This is a genomic window from Oceanobacillus sp. FSL W7-1281, assembly GCF_037969835.1.
Classification (GTDB): domain Bacteria; phylum Bacillota; class Bacilli; order Bacillales; family Amphibacillaceae; genus Oceanobacillus; species Oceanobacillus oncorhynchi.
On the sequence record NZ_CP150214.1, the window covers coordinates 3,732,376 to 3,757,049 of the forward strand.

A 24,674-nucleotide genomic window follows, 5' to 3' on the forward strand; every position below is an offset into this window, starting at 1 on the left:
TGTAGAATAATATATATTTAGGGAGGGAAAACTAATTGGTTAATATTGCATTGTTAAGCAGATGGCATGTACATGCGGATGACTACGCCCGAGAAATTCAAGCTAATGATAATTTATCTATTAAACTCGTGTGGGATGAAAATGCGGATAGAGGAGAAAAGTGGGCAGAGGAATTGGGAGTCCCTTTTGAATCTGACCTTCAAAAGGTTTTGACAAATCCATCAATTGAAGGAGTAGTTGTCACCACCCCAACAAATTTGCATAAAGAAGTAATTATCTCAGCTGCAGAAAATAAGAAACATATTTTCACTGAAAAAATTTTAGCTTTTACAGTGAAAGATTGTGAGGAAATTTATAATACGATAGACCAATATGGCGTTGAATTAATGGTTTCACTTCCAAGATTAACAGAAGATTATTATTTATATGCGCAAAAGGTAATAGATAATAACTGGATTGGAAGACTTACTACTATTCGATGCCGTACTGCTCATGATGGCGCGGTCGTAAGTCCTGGAGAAAGCGAGGGCTGGTTACCGAAGCGTTTTTTTGACAAAGAGGAATCTGGAGGTGGCGCATTAATTGATCTGGGCGCCCATCCAATATATTTGACTAACCGATTAGCTGGTAAAGTAAAAAAACTGGTTGCTCGTATGAATCATACAAACACCCTTGGAGCAGATGACAATGCTGTCGTCTTAGTAGAATATGAATCTGGTGCGATGGGGATTCTCGAGACTGGTTTCCTGTCCAAAGGCAGTCCGTTTCAATTAGAGCTCTACGGAACAGAAGGCACGATACTAATCGAAGGAAACAAAATCCGCCAGACATTCGGAAATGGGGAGTGGTCAACACCGGATAACCCGCCAGAAGCATTGCCTATGCCTATGGAACAATGGGCATCCGCAATTATAGATGGAACTGTCCCGTCTATAAATAAGTCTGATGTTATTAATCTAACCTTAGTTAACGAAATAGCAATGAAATCAAACAAAGAAGGATGCTGGATAAACCCTTAATGACTCATAACCACAATTACTGAGATGAATTTCTATCACATAGTTAGAGCGGATAACCCTCAAGTTATCCGCTCTAACTATGTTTATTTCTATTCTTTCACAGACCCTGATGTTAAGCCTGAAACAATTCGTCTTTGGAAAATCAACACTAAGATAACAATGGGAATGGTCACAATAACCGTTGCTGCGCTGATATCTCCCCAAGGAACAGAATATTCACTTTGGTACATGGAAATCCCAACTGGTACCGTTCTCCATACATCATCACTATTAATGGTTAAAGCAAATAAATATTCATTCCACGCCGCAATGAATACCAGAATAGCAGTCGTAAAAATACCCGGTGTCGCAAGCGGTAAAATAATCTTTCGGAATGTTTGAAATGGACTGGCTCCATCAAGTTTAGCAGATTCCTCCAATTCGAATGGAATCTTTTGAAAAAAGGTAGACAGAATCCAAATTGATAATGGTAAACTGATTGTCATGTAAGGAATAACCAATCCCGTATAACTATTACGTAAGCCTAACTCTGTCACGATGTTGAAGATTGGCGAAATAACTGCTACTTGCGGGAACATCGAAGCAGCTAATACAACTCCCAGGAATAAACCTTTTCCTTTAATCGGCAATCTAGTTACCGCATAAGCCGCAAAGGCCGCACACCCAACCGCTAAAATGGTTGTTACAGATGAAACAATAAAGCTATTTAACATATATCGCATAAGCGGGCGATTCGTTACCGCAGCTTCATAGGATTCTACCGTAGGATTCGTTGTAAACCATTTAAATGATGTAAATATTTCTCCTACAGGCTTTATCGATGTTAAGAACACCCAAATAAACGGAAACATCACCAAAAATACAAATATTACTAGAAATATATAGAAGCCTATACCTGCTCGTTTATTCATATTACTTCTCCTTCCTATTTTGTACGTCCTGCGAATAAATCTGAACCAATTAAGCGTACATAAATAAAGCTAATCAATGCTACAGCTAAGAATACAATAACCGATAATACGGAACCTTCCCCAAAGTTCTGTTGCGAGAACAAGGTTATGTATGCGTATATCGAAATAGATTCGGTAGCATTCGCTGGTCCTCCGCCAGTTAGTACATAGATAAGATCGAATACCCGGAAGGCATCAAGTGTTCTAAATAATAAAGCAACTAGAATAGAAGATTTCAACAATGGCAGTGTAATCTTAAAGAATTGTTGAAATTTGTTGGCTCCATCTACATTACTTGCTTCGTATAAGGAATTCGGTATGGTCTGCAGTCCAGCTAAGAGCAATAATGCCATGTAAGGTGTCGTTTTCCACACATCGGCAAAAATAATCGAGAACATCCCGCCAGATGATGTAGACAGCAGCCAAGATGAATTGGGTATCAGGTTCCATTCATTAAAGTAATGCGCTATAACACCCGTTTGACCATCTAATAAGAAACCCCACATCATCGCGCCTACTGCAGTCGGAATTGCCCAAGGAATTAACACGGAGGCACGTACAATTCCGCGGCCGCTGAAGGTACGGTTAATTAATAAGGCAACAGCCAAACCTAATACAAGCTCAAAAGCAACAGAAGCAATCGTAAATATCATCGTATTACTTAATGATTTCCACATTCGGCCATCCTGAAGATATTTAGCATAATTAGAGAAGCCAATAAAATTAGATTCCAAAATATTTGTGCTGGTAGCCTCAATTAAGGAGCTTGTCTGTTCATAATTCTGTGCTAAATCCTCATTGTCTGCCTCTGCAGCCATCACCTGCAGTTCTTCTGAGAGAGAACTCAAAGCAGTGCGATAATCTTCGGCAAAATCATTATCCAATTTTGCATATTTCAAATCGCTGTCGGAAATCGGCTCGAAATTCATCAGCATCTCATCAATTTGCTCCATTTTAGCATTGATTTCGCTATCTGATTCCAATTCACTATGAAATCCTTCAATTGTTTCTCTAGCCTGCTGAATAGCCGCTAAGTCATCACCATCAGCACTGCTTTCTAAATTGCTAAGCTGACCGTCAATATAAAAGTAATTATCCACATAACGTTCCAAATCCATATTAGCACTTAACATCCGCTCCGACCTCGTCGGATCATTTAAGCGATAATCAAATAAACTATTATAAAAGGACTGGGCAACTGGCCACAATGTAATTAATACGACAAGTATGATAGATGGAAGTATCATCAAATAACCCAGCCGCTTTTCATTCAAATGAAATTTCTTCACATTTCTTCCCCTCCCTTTCCGTTAAGCACACATGTTGATGTACTTAATAGAAAGAGCAAGATGAAATTCAAAGCGTTCATCTTGCTCACCTCTTTAGAAAGCTTTATTCTTCCATAGCATTTTCAATTTGTGTCTGCATATTCTCTGCAGCTTGTTCAGCTGTTTGATCACCTGTTAACACCTGTGAAACCTGAATTTGAATGATATCGGAAATTTCAGGATAAATCGGTGATACTGGTCGTGGAACAGCCGCACTAAGTCCCTCAACAAATTCTGGATTTCCGAATAAAGGGGCAGCTTCTTGTACTTCTGGATCATCGTAAAGCGCTTCGATAGTTGGAGCATGGTTTCCTACAATTGCTCCTGTTTTCTGTCCTTGTTCACCAGCTAAATATTTGACTAATTCCCATGACTCTTCGGGATGCTCTGTATAACGGTTAATCATTGCTGTCCAGCCGCCTAATGCCGAAGCACTTCCTTCATCGCCTGCTGGAAGCGGGGCAATATCCATATCCCCTACAATTTCAGAAAGGTCCTCATCTTGAGAAGTAGACTGCATATAAGGCCAGTTGCGGGCAAATACGGAGTCTCCAGCAATCCAAGCATTTTCTGTTTCAATTTCTTGGAAATTTAAGATATTACCTGGTACAAAATCAGATTGAACAATTTCTGCTAATTTTTCCAGACCTTTAATCGTTTCTGGACTATTTACCACTACTTCACCATCTTCGTCTAAAACAGCGCCGCCATAAGAAGCAATGATTTCAACAAAGTTTGTCACCAAGCCTTCATATTGAGATGCTTGTAATAGATAACCAAACTCTGTATCTCCTTCACCTTGCAGTTCACCAGCTTGTTCGATTAATTCATCCCAAGTAGCTGGCGGTTCCTCCGTTACATCTGTACGATAATAGAGGAATGATGCGTCAATAAATAATGGAAGCGCCCATTGTCTGCCATTAAAATTACCTGCTTGAATCGGTCCTTCAAAGTGCTCTTCTAAATCAATGCCGTCTGCTTCAATAAAACGGTCTAATTCTAGTGCATAGTTTGCCTGGGCAAATTCAGCCGGCCAAATGCTGTCACCGTTAAACACGTCGATCTCGGAGCTTTGCGAACTAAACATGGTTACATATTGATCATGCTGTTGTCCTGTATCTGAAGGCATTTCACGATAATCAACTTTAATATTTGGATTTAATTCCTCAAATTCTTCTATTTGTGCTTCTACTTTACCAGTCGTATCCACACCTGTAGCATAAACAATCGTTACTTGCTCGCCGTCTTCGGAAGCGCTTTCATTTTCTTCATTATTCTCTGCTTCTGAATCATCTGTCCCTGAACCGCCATCTCCACCACACGCAGCCATAAAAGCAACTAATAAAAATAATACTCCAAACAATAACAATTTCTTTACCTGTGGCATTACAGACCCTCCTCGTTTTGTTAGTCGACCCCTCTTTGAAATCGATTACATTTATTATAGCAGAATGTTCCTTCCAGTCAATCGTTTCTTTAAAAATTTTCAGTTATTACTTGTTTCTACTATATTTTTCAAATAAATAGTTCAATTAAATGATATCAGTAGATGTAACAGACACTTTTTTCATAAAAAATATACGTAAATAAAAAGCAAGATGAACAATCTATCATTACTCTTCTAAAGCTGCCTCCAATTGTGCTTCCATATTTTCTACCGCTTCTTCAGCCGTCTGTTCTCCTGTTAATACTCGAGAAACCTCAATTTGAATAATTTCAGATATCTCTGGATAAATTGGGGATACCGGACGTGGCACAGCCACACTTAAGCCTTCTACGAAACTTGGATTTGAAAATAATGGTCCAGCTTTCTGTACCTCTGGATCATTATACAGGGATTCTACAGTTGGAGCACGTGCGCCTTCTACTGCTCCAATTTTTTGACCTTCTTCACTTGCTAGGAACTTTACTAATTCCCAGGATTCTTCTGGATGTTCAGAATATCGATTAATCATTGCCATCCATCCGCCAAGTGCAGAGGTGCTGCCCTCATCACCTGCAGGAATAGGTGCAATATCTACATTTCCTGCGACTTCTGAACGTTCTTCATCATTGGATGAAGACTGCATATATGTCCAATTACGGGCAAATACAGCATCCCCTGCAATCCATGCATTTTCTGTTTCAATCTCTTGAAAATTCAAGATATTACCTGGTACAAAATCAGATTGTGCAATTTCTGCAAATTTTTCTAAACCTTTAATGGTTTCAGGACTATTAATTACTACATTATTATTTTCATCGATAACGCTTCCCCCATAAGAAGCGATAATTTCGATAAAATTGGTTACCATCCCTTCATACTGAGAGCCTTGCATTAAATAACCAAATTCTGTTCCTTCTTCTCCTTGCATTTCTTCTGCTTGCTCAATTAATTCATCCCAAGTCGCAGGCGGTGTATCTGTTATATCTGTACGGTAATAAAGAAAGGAAGCATTCATATATATCGGCAAGGCCCACTGTCTGCCATTGTAATTACCTGCTTGAATGGGACCATCAAAGTGATTATCTAAACTAAAGCTGTCTGCTTCTATAAAACGATCTAACTCCAAAGCATAGTTGGCTTGAGCAAATTCCGCTGCCCAAATAATATCTCCATTATATACATCCACTTCCGAACTCTGAGAACCAAACATCGTTACATATTGATCATGCTGCTGGCCTGTATCGGCCGGCATTTCACGATACTCCACGTTAATATGCGGGTGTTCTTGTTCAAATGCTTCAATTTGACTTTCCGTGGCACCTGTTGTATCTACACCTGTCGCATAGACAATCGTTACCTTTTCATCGGAAGCGCTTTCATTTTCTTCATTACTTTCTGCTTCTGAACTGTCTGTCTCGGAACCATTATCTCCACTGCATGCAACCATAAAAATAACTAATAAATATAATACTCCAAACAGCAATATTTTCTTTATCTGCGGCATTAGATATCCTCCTCTTTTTTATTAGTCGACCTTCTATGAAATCGATTACATTTATTATAGCAGAATGTTCCGCCCGGTCAATTGTTTCTTTTTAAATTTTCAGTCTTTGTTTTGAATTAAATCATCTTTCATAAATTAATATTATTAGCTACCGCTACAGAAAAACACTACGCTTTCCGTGGGCTTGAGCTCAGCCTCCTCGAAAAAAAGAAGTTCGCTTTTTTTCTGCGGGGTCTTCCCTCCGCGCTTTCCCACAGGAGTCTCCGTGTTTTTCTTCCGCTAGTTACTGATTTCAATCATTATTTCGTCATTTTTATAAAAAAACAAAAGTGTAATTTGTTACTTCAATTTATATAGCAGTTCATGTACTTAAATTGTAATAGCAAGAGTCAGATAAATTAAATCCCCCTCTCATTTGTAACAATAGGTATGTCTCTAATCAGGTTGACTCTCTTATAATAAGCTCATGCTCTAAGATTATGTCTTCTACCTCTTCGCCCTGTATTTTTTTTATCAGCATGTCCACCGATATCTCCCCCATTTTATACATCGGCTGTGCAACGGTAGTTAAAGAAGGATACGTCATGCTGGTAAATTCAATCTTATCAAATCCGACTACTGCCATCTCATTTGGAACATCAATCCCTCTGGTATTTAATTCTTTCAATGCTCCAATAGCTAACATATCTGAAACAGCAAACACTGCTGTAAGATTCTTCTTCTTATTCAATATAGAACGCATCACCTGCTGTCCCGATTCAAGTGATACATCGTTGGCAGAATAGAACCAGTCTTCTTCCGGTTCAATATGAAATTCTTTTAACGCTCGAAGATATCCTTTTTTTCTATCCCTCGCATATAGAAAAGACTCGCTCACATTTATGAGTCCTATACGCGGATGCCCCTGCTTTAATAAATATTTTGTTACTTGATAAGCTGCTAATTCACTATCTATTGTTACATAAGGCAAATTTTTCGAACTTACATATTCGCTGCATTGTACAAATGGATACCTTTTTGCCATATTAACCAATACTTGACGGTCAATTGTTGGATCCATCGTGATCGCTCCCACAGCCAGTTGATTTTTTAATAAATCGAAATATACTTTTTCCCTTTCCAATTTAGAATGCGTTTGACAAAGCAGAATATTATAACCATACTCAAGTGCTTTTTCTTCTATCCCTTCTACAATTTTCAAATAAAATTGGTTAGATATCTTAGGTAATAACACTAATAACATCTTACTTTCCGCATTCCGTAAATTCCGGCCTAGGATATTTGGTGAATAATCCAATTCCCGGATGGATTGTTCGACTTTCTTGCGTGTTAATTCTGCAACCGATGAAGGATTGTTTAATACTCGCGATACAGTAGCAACGGACACCCCTGCATGTTTGGCAACATCCTGAATTGTCGGCAATATAATCCCCCCTTTTCAACATATAAATATACCTTTTTATAAGCCATATCACCTCTCTAAAAAAGTAATTGAACTAAATGTAATCCTTTACATTGTATTTTTATCATAATACATAATTCGATAAAAGCAATAGAAAACTGTTTTATATGAGGATGAGTCGATTTTTGAATTTACATCTCAGCAATAATTTTTGAGAGTATAACCTAATATTTTCTAATGAAACAGAAAGCTTTATCATGCAAATTTTGATTATTTCTTTTGGATTCAAAAAGCGATTGCACAATCAGATAATTGACTGTGCAACCGCTCGCTTCTCTCTTATATCCCTAACGTATTCCCTCCATTTACAGATAACGATTGGCCAGTGATGAAATTCCCTGCGTCTGAGGCAAGAAATAAAACAGCGTTTCCTATATCTTGAGGGACTCCCATTCTGCCAAGTGGAACTCCACTCCGATATTCACTCGTATCCTCTGCTTCATGTCGTTCAACCGGTATAAACCCAGGGTTAATCATATTAACAGTAATACTAAAAGGACCAAGTTCATTTGCCCAAGAGCGTGTCAACCCTAGCTGGGAAGCCTTTGCCATGACATAGTTTGAATGATTAGGAATACCTAACTGAACTACTTCACTTCCGATATTTATAATTCGTCCATTCTTTTTTTCTTTCATCCCTGGCAGGACAGCCTTTGTTAATAATAACGGCGCTTTCACAAAGAATTCGAGTTGCTCTAAATAATCTTGCCATGCTAGTTCTTCGATGGACAATACGGGCTGTTGACCTGTGGCATTATTCACCAATATATCAATACTTCCTTGTGTTTCTTCTTCTGCCTGTTTTATCAGTTTTTCTACTGATTCTTCATCCCGTACGTCCCCTTGAATGGCTATCGCTCTTCCTCCATCCGATTCAATAAAATCAACCGTATCTTGCGCATTTTGGTGATTATTCGCATAGTTCACAATGACTGTAGCTCCTGCTTCTGCTAATGTTTTACTTATATGTTTTCCAAGTCCTCTTGAAGCTCCTGTAACCAATGCCACTTTTCCGTTTAGTTTATGAGACATAAGTATTCTCCTTTAATTTAGTATCGAGCTATTTGCACTTTCTTTCTAAATAAAACTCTACGTCATCCTTTCAGTTTGCATGAAAATTAACGTAAAGGGAATCTTTTCCTCCAAAGAACAGAAAGAACTCTGTCGGTAGAGATTCTTAATCGAATTACCAAATATCGGTATTTAAAAACTCAAAAGTTACGTACAAAAGTATTTTTAATATATCAAGTAATACCGTACCCATTCCACGTTTGTAAAAATTTGAAGCACATAACTATGCACCCACACACATTGACTTCCTTCTATGATATCATAGAGAAAACAGCCCATCAGAAGGAGCATCCCCATGAAAGTAAAAATGAACGTACAAACTGCCTACCACGGAGATTTACTACGTGCCGGCAAAGAATATGAAATCGACGAAGAAACAGCAAAACGCTGGATTGCCAGTAAATTGGCTGAGGAAGTACAAGAAATCTCTGAAGATGAATAACAGGTGCATCAATAAAAATTAGACTTTCCTGGATTGATTTTCAAGAGTATCATTCTATCGGTTTGATCAGAACATACAAAAATAGCCCGTCTGCTTTTAAAACAGACGGGCTATTTTCATAACACGCTCCAATCAAAAGTACCTAACGATTCGCAAAAAATTCTTCTGCTTCTTCTAAATACTTCTCTTGATCTGGAGTCAAATCATACTCCTCTTCAATTGCAGACACGGGGCAAACTGCTTTGCATGCGCCGCAATCAATGCAAATATCCGGATCAATATAAAATTGCTTGATACCTTCTTCTATACAATCAACAGGGCAAACACTGACGCATTCTCCTGCTTTTTCACCTCTGCATGGATCAAGAATAACAAAAGCCATGGAAAGAAAACCCTCCTTACATGAATAAACATGGTTCACCTTAAATGATAATTCTTTTAAAGAATGAAGTAAACTGTTTCACCTTTATTTATGTGTATTTTCTGTGAAAAAATAAAGCTTTACCATTATTTGATTTCAATAACCCCTTTTTCTCCAGCATATCCTTCCGTTTTCAGTAATTCGATTTGCCGTCCTTCTTCCAGATTGGTAAAGATAATAGGTGTAATCGTTGACTTGGCATTTTTACCGATATATTCTAAGTCTGCTTTTAATAAAGGCTGGCCTGTTTCCGCTTCTTCGCCTTCTTTGACAAGTATGTCAAATCCTTCTCCTTTGAGATGCACGGTATCGATTCCGATATGAATCATGATTTCTTTACCTGTTTCTGATTCCAGACTAATTGCATGCTTGGTAGGAAAGATGTTACTGACTCTTCCATTTACCGGGGAAACAACGATTCCATCTGACGGTTCAACTGCAAAGCCGTCTCCCATCATCCTGCTGGAAAATAGTTGATCAGGAACGTCTGTAATGGGAAGAAGTTTTCCGCTTAGAGGAGCAGCAATCCCTTCCGCCTTATCTGGATGCTGTCTTTGATGATTTGTCTCTTCCGCAGTATATACATCCAAACTTTCTAATGCTGGTCTAGGCGTCCTCCCGGATATGATATCTTGCATTTGTCCCTTAATGATTTCTGAACGCGGTCCAAAAATAGCCTGAATATTATCCCCTACCTCTTGTATTCCTGAGGCTCCAAGCTGTTTTAGCTGCTTCTTATCAACATGTTTAATCGAATTTACTGATGCACGTAACCTTGTAATACAAGCGTCCAAATGCGTAATATTCTCTCGCCCGCCCATGGCCTCCAGCACATGATAAGCTAAATCAGCCGGCTTCGCTGGTTCGCCGCTGTTTGCTGATTCAATTACTTCTTCCCTTCCCGGCGTCATCAGGTTAAACTTCTTGATAAAGAATCGGAATAAGAAGTAATAAAGGATAGCAAACAGAAGCCCGACTATGATCGCTATCCACCATGATTCCTGATTCGGCAATACACCAAACAGCACAAAATCTATTGCACCTCCTGAGAAGGTATAGCCGACATTGACACTGAACCATGTCATCAATACAAAGGATAGTCCATCCAACACGGCATGAATAAAGAATAAGAATGGCGATACAAATAAAAATGAAAACTCAAGCGGTTCGGTAATTCCTGTTAGGAAGGACGTTAAAGCTCCTGAAGCCAGCAGTCCCGCCACCAGTTTTTTATTCTCCGGTCGTGCCGTATGATACATCGCAAGTGCTGCAGCAGGCAACCCGAACATCATAATCGGAAATTCACCGGCCATAAAATTCCCTGCCGTAATCTCTGCATTATCTCTTAATTGCGCAAAAAATATCGTCATATCTCCACGAATGATTTCACCAGCAAGGTTGGTATATGTGCCAAATTCATACCAAAAAGGAGAGTGAAAAATATGATGCAGTCCAAAAGGAATCAATAGACGTTTAATAAATCCAAACATAAATACAGCAATATATGTACCTTCTTCAATCAGCCAATAGGAAGCGCTGTTCATGATATGTTGGATTGTCGGCCAGATAAACATTAATAAAATGCCGGCAAGGAAAGAAACAGCTGCAGTCACGATGGGGACAAACCGTTTTCCTGCGAAGAATCCTAAGTAGGATGGCATCTCCATATGATGAAACCGGTTAAAACAATAGGCAGCTATCACCCCGGCAATAATTCCACCAAATACACCGGTCTGTAAGGTTCCTATTCCAAGCACACTTGCAAATCCGGGATCCTCCGCTATCAATTCTGGGGTTACCTGCATAAACGAACCCATTACCTGATTCATCACCAAATAACCTACCAGCGCAGCAAGACCGGCCGTTCCGTCACTTGCCAGTCCTATCGCCACACCAATTGCAAAAAGCAGCGGTAAATTATCAAATATAATACCGCCGGCGTCTTCCATTACGGTTGCAGTCAGCTGAATCCAGTCTGCTTCCAAAAACGGAAGATAGCCAAGCATGGTGTTCTGCTGGGCAGCATTGCCAAACCCAAGCAAAAGACCTGCCGCCGGCAAGAGTGCCACCGGCAGCATAAGCGCCCGGCCAACTTTTTGAAGACCTCCAAACGCTTTTTTGAACATCTATAACACCTCTCTCTTTCTTTCTAGCCGTTAAAAAGGCATCAGTAAAAACACAAGGATAGCGCATACAGATACAGAAATACTGTACCCGTCGTTATCTAAGTATTCCTACTCATGCCTGATCGAATCAGTCACACGTATAAGAGGATGTGCACAAAGACCAATAAATAGTACTTTACGGGCAGAGACTATCAGTGCAAAATTTAATTCGTTTTTGATTTTAGCTGGATGTTTTCATGCAGCCGCTGCAAATGAATCGTCAAATAGACTGATTCCGCATCAAAAACAGGTTTCTTTAACGTCTGCTGCATAATTTTAATCAGCTTCCAGGACAAATTATAGAACACGGGATATTCTTCTTTTAACAGGTCTGCCATTTTTCGTGGCTCTTCTACCTTGTCCCCATTTAAAACTCGTTCTATCGTATACCGGAGATGTCTGACAAAACGGACATAATCCATACTGTCTCTGTCTAGTGTTATATAGAGCTGATCCTCGATTATCTTAATTAAATTAGAAACAAGCTGCGAATACCGGTTGATTTCATTTAGTGCTGTTCCCTCCATTGCACTATGAACGTGTAATGCGACAAAACCAATCTCTCCCTCCGGCAAATGGACTGGTAAAAATTGATTCATATATTCTACAATTTCGGAGGCAATTTCATATTCAAATGGATAGAGCACCTTCGTCTCTGCTAAAAATGGATTACGTATTTCTAACCCCTGCTGCAAACGGGCAATCGCGAAAATAATATGATCGGTCAATGCAACCAGCGTATGCTCATCCGTGAATGTATTGATGCGTTTTTTGATTATTTCTATCGAATCCACAATACTCTGCAGTGTTTTTTCATCGATATTATCAATAATTTTTTTATAATTTTCCTGTTCCTCTCTGTCCCGAAGAACAAACAGCTTCTCCACGGTTTTGGATTCAATGAGATCTCGCTTCTTTTTAGCAAATCCGATGCCCTTCCCGATAAGGATAACTTCATTTTGATTCGTATCTTCGGCAATAAGAACATTGTTATTGAGTGATTTGATTACAGAAAAGGCATCCATATCAATCATCCCTTCTACATTTTAGCCGTCTCTTCTTCCTATTATATAACACTTAAATCAAACTGCAAATTATGGATTTTTCAGGAAATACGGTCTTTTTACTCAGGTAGATGTTACTGCTGCTTCGTCAGATTTCCTGCTTCCCTTCTCGCTGCGTTTTACTTTCCCATCAGAAAAGCCCCCGTTTTTCATGCGGGGACTTCACTGCATTATTTATCTTTTAATTTCGCAAGCGCATCTGCAAGGGCATTATTTTTAAAATCATCCTGCTTTTTCATATACTTGTTGACATCTTTTTTAGATACCTTCTGATTCTTTTCCTTCTCTTTTCTTGCTTGGAAGGTGGACAGTTTTTCACGGTGACCGCAGGAGCACGTAAACATCTGACCTTCTCCCTCGCCGCGGAGCTCTAAGCGCTTATGGCAATTAGGACAGCGGGCATTCGTATATTTTGCGATATTCTTTTTCCCGCCGCAGCTTCGGTCCTGACAGACCAGCCGTTTCCCGTGCTTGTTTTTTACTTCCAGCATCAGCTTGCCGCATTTCGGGCATTTTGTCCCTGTCATATTATCGTGCTTGAACTTTTCCTCACTTGCTTTTATTTCTTGAACTGCCTGTTTGGTATATGTCTTAATTTCCTTTAAAAAGACATCTTTTTTCAGCTTGCCTTCTGCGATCTGTGCTAATTTTTGCTCCCATTCTGCCGTTAAAATAGGCGAACGGAGCTTTTCTGGCGCTAATTCTAAGAGCTGTCTGCCGGTGGACGTCAGATAAATATACTTTCCTTTCAGCTCCATATATTGATTATTGAACAGCTTTTCAATAATATCCGCACGTGTAGCAACCGTTCCAATACCGCCAGTCTGCTTCATTGTTTTCACAAGCTCTTGTTTTTTCGTTTCCATATATTTTGTCGGGTTTTCCATTGCCTGCAGGAGGCTTCCCTCTGTAAATCGTTCCGGCGGTGTTGTCTGCCCTTCTTTAATGGTAAAGCTGAGCGCCATTTCCTCTCCTTTGGTTACTTGAGGAACATTGGAACGAATCTCTTCTTCATCGTCCGCTTGATGCTGGTAAATTTCCTTCCAGCCTAAAGCAACAACTCTGTTTCCTTTTGCTTCAAAGATTTCTCCGGCAGCTTCTACCGTAATACTTGTCTGTTCATATTCATACGGCTTGGAAAGTGCTCCTAAGAAACGTTGAACAATCAGCTGATAAATTTTCCGCTCCTGATTAGACAGCGCGCTATAATCCACTGTTTCTTCTGTCGGGATAATCGCGTGGTGATCGGTTATCTTGCTGTTATCCACAATAGCTTTACCAGTGCGTAAATCTTCTTTTAAAATTTTATTCGCAGCTTTCGCATATTCATCCACACCGCATGCCCTTACACGTTCTTTTAATGTAGAGACCATATCCGTTGACAGATGCCTTGAATCGGTTCGCGGATAGGTGACAAGCTTATGCTGCTCATATAATTTCTGCAGTACAGATAAAGTTTGTTTTCCGGAAAATTGATAAATCCGGTTGGCATCCCGCTGTAAATCCGTTAAGTCATATAAGGTTGGTGCATGTTTTTTCTTATGCTTTTTATCCATATGCTGAATCAATGCTTTTTCCTTCGATACCTTTGCTTTTAATTTATCCGCTGCTTCTTTAGAGAAAATACGGGACTGGTTCTTGTTGTCCTTCCAAGTAACGGCAAACCCGCCTTTCGTTTTTCCCTGCAGCTGATAATATATCTTTGGCTTGAATTGATTGATTTCCTGTTCGCGCATCGCAATCATTTCCAGTGTCGGCGTCTGGACGCGGCCGCTGGATAAGGAAGCATTATGCTTGGTGGTTAAAGCTCTTGTTGCATTTAATCCGACATACCAATCCGCTTCCGAACGCGCTACGGCAGATTGATACAAATTCCAATACTGATTTCCAGGCTTTAAATTCCGGAAGCCATCCTTGATTGCTTTATCCGTAACCGAGCTGATCCATAGACGCTGCACAGGCTTCTTAACACGCGCTTTTTCAATAATCCATCTGGCAACGAGCTCTCCCTCTCTTCCGGCATCAGTTGCAATCACAATGTCTCCTACATCCTGACGTGACATTTGCTGCTTCACTGCTTGAAATTGCTTGTCCGTTTTCTTCATGACCACTAATTTCAAATGATCCGGAAGCATCGGTAAATCTTCCATATTCCATGTTTTATATTTAGGGTCATACGTTTCGGGATCTGCCAAGGTAACTAAATGTCCCAGCGCCCATGTCACAATATACTGTTTTCCCTCTTGATAGCCATTTCCTTTTTTGTTACATCCGAGGACTCTTGCTATATCTCTGCCTACAGACGGCTTTTCTGCTAATACCACTGTCTTACTCATATCTATCCCTCATTTTATCGAATTCTAGTCTGTTACTACTTTAACATATTTCCTTCTAATACGTTCACCCAAGGCACACATTGCACCCAAAAACATAGAATATCATACACAAAAATTACAGGAATGACATGGCTTCATACTCTTTTTTGAAGCTTTTACTTCTACTTATTAGAGGATGTTCAAAAATTCCAGGATGATAAGCAATGAACGCTTTAGTTGATTTTTTTTGAGCATGCACTATTAGAAAGAGGATGTTACGTATGATATATACAGGTATGCTTTTACTCGTTATTGCGGTAAGTCTGGATGGATTTAGTGTAGGAATAACCTATGGGATGCGGCAAATCAAAGTGCCTCTTCTCTCTTTATTTGTTATTATGTTCTGCTCCGGGTTGATTGTCTTTCTATCGATGGAGGTAGGCGATTTCTTGCGTTCCTTTATTTCTCCTCAGGGAGCCAGTATGCTTGGCGGAGGTATTCTTATCTTTTTAGGTGTCTTCTCCCTTATTTCCATGTTTCGCTCACAAGAAACGGAAGCAGTCAAAAACGGAGATCACGCTTCCTCCAATGTTAAATTTGAAAATATGAAAACCGTGCTCACCCGTCCAAAAGAAGCCGATTTAGATAAGTCTGGTATTATTTCTATTAACGAATCCATTCTATTAGGTTTCGCTTTAGCTCTCGATGCATTCGGTGCTGGAATCGGCGCTGCGATGCTTGGATACTCCCCGTTGATTACGGCTTTATTAACAGCTGGCATGAGTGGATTGTTTTTATTTAGCGGCATCATGTTCGGAAGTTATTTATGGAGAATACCTGCCTTACAGCGTTTATCTTTTTTACCATCTGTATTTCTGATTACGCTGGGATGCTGGAATATTTTCAGCGGTTCTTAAAACATTAAATGTTGCATTAGGGCAACCTTTTGGAAGAAAAGAAATCCACCGTATAAATACATTCATGATACGGTGGATTTTTATCGTTTTATTATTCCATCACACTTATTTATTTAAAGAATGGATTACTTCCTGTAAAGGCATATCCATCATCGAATTTAGTTTTAAATGATAATTTTCAAAAGGCAGGGAAGCCGTTACAGGATTCGGAACGATAACGGTTGGAATATTTATTTCCTGTGCAGCGATAAGCCCATTTAAAGAATCCTCAAAAACAATTGCTTCATGAGATTCCAATTCTAATTTTTCAAGTGCTTTTAAAAATAAATCCGGTGCTGGTTTAACTCTGTCTACCATATCCTTTGTCACTACATAATCAAAATAAGAAAGCAGATTTAAATGCTTTAAATGCGATGTTGCCCATGAAGTATCTGAGCTGGTTGCCAGCGCAACGCCCAGCCCTGCATCCTTTGCATCCCGAAGATACTCGACCACGCCTTCTCTGGCTTTTTCATTTCTGATATATTGCGTGTGAAGTGCTGCAGCCTGATACTGAATATCCTCTATATTCAGCTGATTCCCTAATTCCTTTTGCAAATAAGGATAAAACTGTTTGTCATCTGAACCAACACTTTTCACAAATTCCTCCAGCGGGAGTTCAAACTGAAATTGTGATTGCAGCACTTTTTTAAAAGCATGATACCAAGCAGTTTCTGTGTCTAAGATAAGCCCGTCGAAATCAAAAATAACACCTTTTATCATGAATTTCCTCCTTCGCCAACGTCTTTCTTTTTTAAGTAATAATATTTAATAGAATCGTAATCGTAACAATACTGACTATCGTCGAGATAAACGTAATCGTTGATACAAGCTCCGGCTCTGTATCAAATTCAATGGCATACATTGTAGTTGTTGCAGCTGTCGGCATGGCAGAAATAATAATCAATACCGTCCCGATCAACGGATCCATCGGCACAAGCCAGACAAAGATGGCTGCCAGAATTGGTGCGGCAATCATTTTTAAGGTAACGGAAGAAAGCACAACCTGCCAATCTATCTTTAATGCCGTTAATGATCCCAGCTGCATACCGAGCATAATCATCATCACAGGAATAGCGGCGTCTCCGACCATTTCGATCGTAGAATGGATATAATCTGGTATTGTAATAGATTGCAGCGAAAAGAAAAAGGCTAATATCGCCGCATAGGTTGTCGGCATTTTTAGGATGTTCATAAATGCTCTCCGCATCCCGCTCGTACTTCTGGATGCATAGTAAATGCCAAAAAAATTATTCTGCAGGGACTGAACTACCATGATAAATATGGCATAAGGCACTGCTGCATTGCCGATACTATATAAAACTACCGGCAGACCATAATTCCCCGAGTTCATAAAGCCAGTTGAAAGAATGGCTGCACTCTCTTTATTGCCGTCCCAGCCAAAGATTTTTGCCAGCATTTTATTAATAAATACCATGACATAAAATAAGGCAAACATATAAATGAGAATTACTAAAAATCCAGAATCAAATTCTGCATCATACAACGTTACAAATACCAGCGCTGGTGACAGGATATATAAACAGACAGCAGACACTGACCGCACATCCAACACACGGATACGCTGCAGGATAAATCCAGTTGCAAAAACAGCCATAATCGGTAAAATAACTTCAATAAATAATAACATATGTACATCTCCACGCTTTTTTTCAATTAATTCAAGTGTATCATATGGCGTCAACTATATTTTTATGCCAAACTGTCATCAGCTGTAAATTCCCTTCAAAAAACCTCACACACTAAAAAAAGTTGACAAATCAAAAGAAAACGTACATACTAGTAAAGTTAAGAAGTAACAGTTGTGATTTGGCATTCTGTGAAGCTTTTTGTAAATGCTTATTCACACTGGCGCGGCTAAGGGGCCGCAAGGATGCAGCAGAAGGTTTGGGGCTGCATTGCTTAAGTTAGAAAAGATGATTTTAGAATATTTACCGCGGACATTCCGTAAGCGTTATACGGATAGATGGCTCAGCAAATCTAACTGAGTCAGGACAAATAAACGAATCATATGATTTAGGAATGAATTTAATTTCTCCTGAATTTTATGTTCCAACTTAAAATTAATTTTGATATCACGTGTTACTTTAATCATAAAGGGGTACTCTTTAAAGAGAGTATCCCTTTTCCAAATTTCACATATTTTTGAAAGGAGCATCTAATATGCCGACAGACTTGCCAATCGGTTCCATTATAGCCATGACCGTTTTACGAAAAATAGATACTGGATATGTTTTATCTGCTTATGGAGAAGAAGTGCTGCTTCATCATAACGAAGCACAATCCGTCTTAGAGCTGGACCAATCTGTTGATGTCTTCCTCTATGTAAATAAAAAAGAACAGGTAAATGCCACTACATATTTACCCTCTGTCACGCTTGGATTATATGATTGGGCGGAGGTTGTGGGTGTTCTTCCCCGTTTAGGTGTTTTCGTCAACATCGGCACCTCGAAGGATATTCTTGTTTCCAAAGACTCCCTGCCTTTATTCCAGGAAAGCTGGCCGCGTTCCGGAGATCGTTTATATATCACGCTGCAGCTTGATAAAAAAGGACGCCTGTTGGGAGTACCTGCATCTGAAAATATTATTGCGAATAATGTCTTTGCCGCACCGGAACAGCTGAACCAGCAGACGGTTATCGGCACTGTTTATTATACGAATAAAGAAGGGGCAGCGATCATCACCAGTGAAGGCTACCGCGGTTTTATCCATCGAACAGAGCGAAAAATGGAACCTCGCGTCGGACAAGTAGTTGAAGGAAGAGTGATTGCCGTGAAAGAAGACGGATCCATTAATGTCTCTCTCCGCCCGCTGAAGCAGGATAGTTTATCCGATGATGCAGATGCGATTTTAAAGCATCTGGAAGCGAATAACGGCGCCATCCCTTTTCATGATAAAAGCGATCCCGAAGAAATCCGGGCCACATTTCAAATCAGTAAATCTGCTTTTAAACGTGCAGTAGGAACATTATTAAAGCGGGGACAAATCAAACAGGAAAATGAACAAATCATTAAAGTGGAATAATCCAGTCATAAAAATAAAAGCAATGTCTGCTTTTTCGAACAGACATTGCTTTTATTTTTATGCTTCTACACTTTTGTAAGCGTCCAGAACTGCTGATATAATGAATCCAATTGCTCCCGCAAACATACAAGCAATTCCAATTCCGCCAAATCCAGCTCCTGCAAAATCAACTTTTGGTGCGATTGATGCTACAAGAATCAATAAAATTCCCACAAGTGCCAAGAATAGATTTGGATAATAACCAGCATGGGATTCTTTGGAAGTCATTCTAACGAGAAAAATACTGATAAGTGCTGTAATCGCTGTTAAAATAGCTCCAAATGTGATAACTGCTTCTACCATTTCCTCACCCCACCATTAATTAATTACACTACTTTTAGTCTACAATTGAAGAATAAGAAAGTCAATATTCATCTCATCTGCACAGGGAGGAATATTGAAAAGGTATCAGGTTGTATATTCGCCATTAATTCGTACATAATCATAAGACAAATCGCATCCCCAGACAGTAGCTTGTTCTTTCCCCAGCGCTAGAGACACCGTTATCTTTATTTCCGGATTCTCCAGATAGGATTGAATTTGGTCCAGGTTCTCCTTATCGCCAATCGGCTTTCCTTGATAAATCAAGGTGTCCCCAAAATAGATAGCTATCTTTTCCAAATCTACCTCTATTTCATCTTCACATTTTCCGATTGCCATCGCGATACGCCCCCAATTGGCGTCTTCTCCAAAAATAGCCGTTTTCACAAGCGGTGAATTAACAATGCTTTTCCCTATCTTCTTCGCTTGCAGAAAACTGGAAGCTTCATTTACAGTTACCTCCACCAGCTTGGTTGCTCCTTCTCCATCACGGGCAATTTCTTGAGCCAGGCCGATACTCATTGCCGTCAGAGCTTCTTTGAATGCTTGTAAATCTACCTTTCCAGCAGCCCCGTTTGCCATGATTGCTACCGTATCGCTTGTACTCGTGTCCGTATCAATACTGACCATATTAAATGATTGATTAACCGCTTCCCGCAATAATTTCTCCAGCTCATCTGCAGAAATAGCTGCATCTGTAACAAAATAAGAAAGCATCGTAGCCATATTCGGCTCTATCATTCCAGAGCCCTTCGCCATTCCAACCAGGGTAGCGTCACCGATTTTGCACATTTTTAATTTGGGATAGGTGTCTGTTGTCATTATTGCTTCCGCCGATTTATCTAATCCGCCTTCCACCAGATTATTTTTAAGATTTTTTATGCCTGCCCGCATCTTATCCATTGGCAGCTGGTACCCTATCACTCCTGTTGATGAAGGTAAAATATCCTCTGGAGCGATGTCTAATTCCGCAGCAATTAATTCGTTTAGCTCGATCACATTTTTTATGCCTTCTTCTCCTGTCGCTACATTGGCATTTTTACTATTGATTGCAAAGCATTGTAATTTACCATTCGCAACATTTTGCTTTCCAATAGGAATAGGCGCTCCACAAAATCGGCTCTGTGTAAACATGGCAGCCGCATTTGCCGGCTCTGTTGATAATATAACCGTAAAATCCAGCGTTTCATCCTTGATTCCCAGACTTTTCGAACATGTATAAAATCCTTCAGGCATATTTTCTAAAATATATTCCTTGTCTTCCAGTAAATTTTTCATTTTTATGTACTGCCCCTTTTATTTAATATCTCAACTTTCGCACATTAAAAAGTAACTTCATTTCCATAGAAACAGGAGTTGATTGTTCCTTCACTAACACCCTTGATAAAGATTATAGAAGGTGAAGTGTAAAGCACCGCTGCGGCGGACCATTTTGCTTTCCGACGTACAGGACGTACTAGTGCAGACGTTGCAACAGGACGTTGCGACATTAGTCTGCCTAGGGGCACGCTCTTCAGCTAACTTTTGCCAAGAAGAGCACTTGGCAAAAGTTAGCTGAAGATGGTGCTGATCCCTCAGGAGTCAAAACGGTCCGCCTCCGCTAGCAGGATATTCTATGCGTGAAAAACAACTCACCAAATGGATGTTTAATCAGATAGAACATCTTTTTCATGCTGCATGGTAACATGTTCCGCCAAGATTACTTTCTGTGTTCTGTGCATAAATGTTATTCGCTGTAGAATCCTATCTGAGCGCAGGCCAACCACGGAGACTCCTAAGTGGTTTGCAGGCTAAACCCGTGACTCCTGGGGTTGCGATTACTCACCCCATCGAAAAGCGTTGTCACAACGCCTGCACTTGCACGTCCTGGGACTGCGATTACTCGCCCCATCGAAAACATTTGTGCATCGCAGGGCGAGCTGAAGATCCACTTGAAAAGCGGTTTTCTTTTCAAGTTAGCTGAAGCCGTCCCCATGGAAAGCGGAGTGGTTGGCCGGAGCGGAGCTATGCACCATCACCAATTCCAAAAAGGCGGAATATTTTACCAACATGCAAGCACGGTAATGGAGAACATGTTCACTCTGGAATAGCAAGATATATATGCTTATTCTTAGGTGCGAAAGTTGAGTTAATATCTTAAAATATACTAATCTATAGTTGTCGTAAGAAACTTTCTGATGAGAAATAACATATAATAAATATGCACTAAAATGATTAAATATGCAATATGTATTTTGAAATAATTCGAATAAATAGAAGGGTGACATGCAGGGAAAGCAAGATAACGCTTTTTCTTCTAAAGAAAACTTGGCATTCGCGAATGCTTTAGTTAGGACTGGGACTGCGATTACTCGCACCATCAAAAGCACTGCACTTATACTTTATTCCTTTAATTCTTTATACTTAAAGTGCAAAAATAGAATACAATTCCCATAAATGGAGGTATACTTATAATTGGTATATATTTCTATAATATGAAAACAAGGAGGAGGAAATATGCAAACGTTCGCAAATTACGCCTATGAACGACCGGATCTTCCAAAAGTGAAAGAGGATTTTTATCAAAAGCTGGAGCAATTCCAAAACGCTGCTTCCATGGAGCAGGCAATTACTGCTATTGATACCATTAACGCGATCCGAAATCACCTTTCAACCATGTATAATCTTGTATTCATCCGCGCTTCCATCGATACCCGCGATGCATTTTATCACGAGGAACGGGATTTTTTTGATGCGCATATTCCGGAAATTCAGGAATTATCTACCGCATTTTATAAAGAACTCCTGAAATCTCCTTATGAAGCACAGCTTCGAGATAAATATGGTTCTCAATTATTTGATTTGGCGGAATGCGAAATTAAGGCTTTCTCGAAAGAAATCATTCCACTGCTGCAGACAGAAAATAAGCTGACCTCTGCTTACTCCAAATTAATTGCATCTGCAGACATTGAATTCCGTGGTGAATCATATACGCTGGCACAGCTCGGACCATTTGCAGAGGATCCAGACCGCCAAACCCGAAAGGAAGCACTGGAGGCCAGACAAAGTTTTTTTGCAGAGAATAAAGAAAAGCTGGATCGCCTCTATGACGATTTAGTGAAAACACGTCAACAAATTGCGGAAAAGCTAGGTTTCAAAAACTTTGTTGATGTTGGCTATCTTCGCATGCAGCGTGTTGATTATAACGCAGAAATGGTCCAGCGTTACCGCAAACAAGTGGAGGAAGTCATTGTACCGATTGCGACAAAGCTTTATGAAAAGCAGGCTAAACGAATTGGTGTAGATTCCTTGAAATTCTATGATGAAGCCTTTGTTTTCGCTTCTGGAAATGCCGCTCCGAAGGGCAATCCGGATTGGATTATTGAAAATGGCAAGAAAATGTATAATGAATTATCAGATGAAACCAGCGCATTCTTTCAGTTTATGCTGGACCGCGAGCTGCTGGATTTAGAGGCAAAGAAAGGCAAGGAAAGCGGCGGATATTGCACGTATATTGAAGATTATCAGTCTCCGTTTATTTTCTCTAATTTTAATGGAACCTCTGGAGATATCGATGTCTTGACGCATGAAGCAGGACATGCTTTTCAGGCTTATTCCAGCCGTCATTTTTCTGTTCCGGAATATTATTTTCCGACAAGCGAATCTGCCGAAATTCACTCCATGAGCATGGAATTTTTCACCTATCCGTGGATGGAAAATTTCTTTAAAGAGGATGTAGACAAATATAAGTATGCACATCTTTCTGACGCAATTCAATTTCTGCCATATGGCGTTGCAGTAGATGAATTCCAGCATCTCGTTTATGAAAACCCGGACTGGACACCAGAGGAGCGCAATCAAGCTTGGCGCAATCTGGAAAAGAAATACCTGCCGCATCGCAATTACGATGGAATAGAAAGCTTAGAATCAGGTGCTTTCTGGCAGAAGCAGGGGCATATCTATGAGGACCCGTTTTATTATATCGATTATACGCTTGCACAAATCTGTGCCTTTCAATTTTTAAAGAAATCACAGGAAAATCGGGAAAAAGCATGGCAGGACTATCTGGACCTGTGCAAAATCGGCGGCTCCAAGCCATTTTTAAAGCTTGTTCAATCTGCCGGTTTAGCGTCTCCTTTTGAAGAAGGAACGGTCGAAGCGGCGGTTGATTTTATTGAAAACTGGCTTGATCAGGTTGACGATCAGGCGCTATAACACATTTAGGTGAGAAGCTGATAAAGAAGGCTTCTCTCTTTTTTTGTCTGCTGGGTTTTGCCCTCACATTATGATAAAATAAGAGTAGTTTTAAGGAGAAAAGGAGATTACAATGACTTATCGCGCATTATTTTTAGATATTGACGGAACCATCCTGCAGCCGGACCACACCTACACGCCATCCACGCAAGAAGCAATCCGGCAAGTAAAATCTGCTGGGTTGGATGTGTTTTTATGCACAGGCAGACCGTTTGTGGATATCCAAAATTTAGCCTCTAATTTTGAGATCACCTCCACGGTTACCTATAATGGCGCCTACGCGCTTCATCAAGGAGATGTTATTTTTAACGCCCCGATGAAACAAGAGGATGTAGAAAAAATGGTATCCATTGCCGGTCAAAGTGAAAGTGAGATGGTACTCTACACAACCGAAAATAATTACTTCACTTCTTTAACGAACCCGTATGTGGAGGATTTCAATAACGTATTCCAGCTGCATCAAAATAAAATCTTCACACCGGATGTCGCAGATAAAATTGTTTCTGCTTCCGCAATTAATGTGACAGAAGAGCAGGTAAAGGACTTTGAAATCACCGAGGATTACCACCTCTCCAAGGTAAACGTGCCTCATGCGAGTGAATCCTATGATGTGCTTCGGACTTCTGTCAATAAAGGAATCGCTATTAAACACATGCTGGAGCATCTGAATATCTCTCCTTCTGAGGTAATTGCTTTTGGAGACGGAATGAATGATAAAGAAATGCTTCAGTTTGTCGGCACAGGCATTGCCATGGGAAATGCCGATTCCAGATTAGTGGAATATGCGGACTTTCAAACAACATCGGTGACAGATTCAGGTATTTTTAACGGATTGAAAAAGCTTGGTCTGGTGAAATAATAGATTAACGAAAAAGCATGGAAAGGCTGCATTTCCATGCTTTTTCTATCTAGC

General features: G+C 39.9%; 20 protein-coding genes. 6 read left to right on the forward strand and 14 right to left on the reverse strand.

Annotated features, from left to right (window positions below):
- Positions 1–35 precede the first annotated feature (35 nt).
- A complete protein-coding gene (locus tag MKX55_RS18470; RefSeq protein WP_339234039.1) occupies positions 36–1,019 on the forward strand; it encodes a Gfo/Idh/MocA family oxidoreductase in 984 nt (327 codons plus the stop codon).
- An 89-nt stretch (positions 1,020–1,108) separates the two neighbouring features.
- On the opposite strand, the gene MKX55_RS18475 is transcribed toward MKX55_RS18470, so the two are convergent.
- The 6 genes from MKX55_RS18475 to MKX55_RS18500 all read right to left on the reverse strand — a co-directional run bounded on the left by MKX55_RS18475 (position 1,109) and on the right by MKX55_RS18500 (position 8,721).
- Positions 1,109–1,930, reverse strand: coding sequence for a carbohydrate ABC transporter permease (locus tag MKX55_RS18475; protein WP_193064254.1), 822 nt, complete (start codon positions 1,928–1,930; stop codon positions 1,109–1,111).
- Between the two features lie 14 nt (positions 1,931–1,944).
- Complete coding sequence (locus MKX55_RS18480; protein ID WP_193064323.1) at positions 1,945–3,216, reverse strand: sugar ABC transporter permease; 1,272 nt, start codon at positions 3,214–3,216, stop codon at positions 1,945–1,947.
- 145 nt (positions 3,217–3,361) lie between these two features.
- Positions 3,362–4,684 carry an ABC transporter substrate-binding protein gene (locus tag MKX55_RS18485; protein ID WP_339234041.1) on the reverse strand — a complete coding sequence of 441 codons (1,323 nt, stop codon included), beginning with the start codon at positions 4,682–4,684 and terminating at the stop codon, positions 3,362–3,364.
- Positions 4,685–4,910: 226 nt separating this feature from the next.
- On the reverse strand, positions 4,911–6,227 hold the full coding sequence (locus MKX55_RS18490) for an ABC transporter substrate-binding protein (protein WP_339234043.1): 1,317 nt from the start codon (positions 6,225–6,227) through the stop codon (positions 4,911–4,913).
- Between the two features lie 439 nt (positions 6,228–6,666).
- Positions 6,667–7,650: a LacI family DNA-binding transcriptional regulator gene (locus tag MKX55_RS18495; RefSeq protein WP_339234045.1), complete on the reverse strand. Its 984-nt coding sequence runs from the start codon at positions 7,648–7,650 to the stop codon at positions 6,667–6,669.
- Positions 7,651–7,968: 318 nt separating this feature from the next.
- A complete protein-coding gene (locus MKX55_RS18500; RefSeq protein WP_339234047.1) occupies positions 7,969–8,721 on the reverse strand; it encodes an SDR family oxidoreductase in 753 nt (250 codons plus the stop codon).
- A gap of 334 nt (positions 8,722–9,055) precedes the next feature.
- Between MKX55_RS18500 and MKX55_RS18505 the strand changes: the two genes are divergently transcribed.
- Positions 9,056–9,202: a hypothetical protein gene (locus tag MKX55_RS18505; protein ID WP_193064245.1), complete on the forward strand. Its 147-nt coding sequence runs from the start codon at positions 9,056–9,058 to the stop codon at positions 9,200–9,202.
- 142 nt (positions 9,203–9,344) lie between these two features.
- Here the strand turns inward: MKX55_RS18505 and MKX55_RS18510 are convergent, their stop codons facing one another.
- The 4 genes from MKX55_RS18510 to MKX55_RS18525 form a co-directional block, all read right to left on the reverse strand.
- Positions 9,345–9,584 (reverse strand): 4Fe-4S binding protein, encoded by a 240-nt coding sequence (locus MKX55_RS18510; protein ID WP_077601899.1) that lies wholly within the window; start codon positions 9,582–9,584, stop codon positions 9,345–9,347.
- 125 nt (positions 9,585–9,709) lie between these two features.
- Positions 9,710–11,749 carry a glucose-specific PTS transporter subunit IIBC gene (ptsG, locus tag MKX55_RS18515; RefSeq protein ID WP_339234050.1) on the reverse strand — a complete coding sequence of 680 codons (2,040 nt, stop codon included), beginning with the start codon at positions 11,747–11,749 and terminating at the stop codon, positions 9,710–9,712.
- A 203-nt stretch (positions 11,750–11,952) separates the two neighbouring features.
- On the reverse strand, positions 11,953–12,813 hold the full coding sequence (locus MKX55_RS18520; RefSeq protein WP_339179546.1) for a transcription antiterminator: 861 nt from the start codon (positions 12,811–12,813) through the stop codon (positions 11,953–11,955).
- 209 nt (positions 12,814–13,022) lie between these two features.
- Positions 13,023–15,188, reverse strand: coding sequence for a DNA topoisomerase III (locus MKX55_RS18525; protein ID WP_339234052.1), 2,166 nt, complete (start codon positions 15,186–15,188; stop codon positions 13,023–13,025).
- Between the two features lie 260 nt (positions 15,189–15,448).
- Here MKX55_RS18525 and ytaF point away from each other — a divergent pair, with 260 nt between their 5' ends.
- Positions 15,449–16,084 (forward strand): sporulation membrane protein YtaF, encoded by a 636-nt coding sequence (gene ytaF, locus MKX55_RS18530; protein WP_339234055.1) that lies wholly within the window; start codon positions 15,449–15,451, stop codon positions 16,082–16,084.
- A 105-nt stretch (positions 16,085–16,189) separates the two neighbouring features.
- On the opposite strand, the gene MKX55_RS18535 is transcribed toward ytaF, so the two are convergent.
- Together MKX55_RS18535 and MKX55_RS18540 are read right to left on the reverse strand one after the other, a co-directional pair.
- The gene (locus MKX55_RS18535) at positions 16,190–16,846 is read right to left on the reverse strand and encodes an HAD family hydrolase (RefSeq protein WP_339234057.1); all 657 of its coding nucleotides are present in this window, start codon (positions 16,844–16,846) and stop codon (positions 16,190–16,192) included.
- A gap of 31 nt (positions 16,847–16,877) precedes the next feature.
- Positions 16,878–17,774 (reverse strand): AEC family transporter, encoded by an 897-nt coding sequence (locus tag MKX55_RS18540; RefSeq protein WP_339234059.1) that lies wholly within the window; start codon positions 17,772–17,774, stop codon positions 16,878–16,880.
- A 533-nt stretch (positions 17,775–18,307) separates the two neighbouring features.
- Between MKX55_RS18540 and MKX55_RS18545 the strand changes: the two genes are divergently transcribed.
- Positions 18,308–19,168 (forward strand): S1-like domain-containing RNA-binding protein, encoded by an 861-nt coding sequence (locus MKX55_RS18545; RefSeq protein ID WP_289584423.1) that lies wholly within the window; start codon positions 18,308–18,310, stop codon positions 19,166–19,168.
- Between the two features lie 57 nt (positions 19,169–19,225).
- On the opposite strand, the gene MKX55_RS18550 is transcribed toward MKX55_RS18545, so the two are convergent.
- On the reverse strand, positions 19,226–19,510 hold the full coding sequence (locus tag MKX55_RS18550) for a hypothetical protein (protein WP_289584424.1): 285 nt from the start codon (positions 19,508–19,510) through the stop codon (positions 19,226–19,228).
- A gap of 105 nt (positions 19,511–19,615) precedes the next feature.
- Positions 19,616–20,806: a bifunctional glutamate N-acetyltransferase/amino-acid acetyltransferase ArgJ gene (gene argJ / locus MKX55_RS18555; RefSeq protein ID WP_339234061.1), complete on the reverse strand. Its 1,191-nt coding sequence runs from the start codon at positions 20,804–20,806 to the stop codon at positions 19,616–19,618.
- A 1,218-nt stretch (positions 20,807–22,024) separates the two neighbouring features.
- On the opposite strand from argJ, the gene MKX55_RS18560 reads away from it, so the two are divergent.
- Positions 22,025–23,722 (forward strand): M3 family oligoendopeptidase, encoded by a 1,698-nt coding sequence (locus MKX55_RS18560; RefSeq protein WP_339234064.1) that lies wholly within the window; start codon positions 22,025–22,027, stop codon positions 23,720–23,722.
- Positions 23,723–23,834: 112 nt separating this feature from the next.
- Positions 23,835–24,620, forward strand: a complete 786-nt coding sequence (locus tag MKX55_RS18565; protein ID WP_339234066.1) for an HAD family hydrolase — start codon at positions 23,835–23,837, stop codon at positions 24,618–24,620.
- Positions 24,621–24,674: the final 54 nt, after the last annotated feature.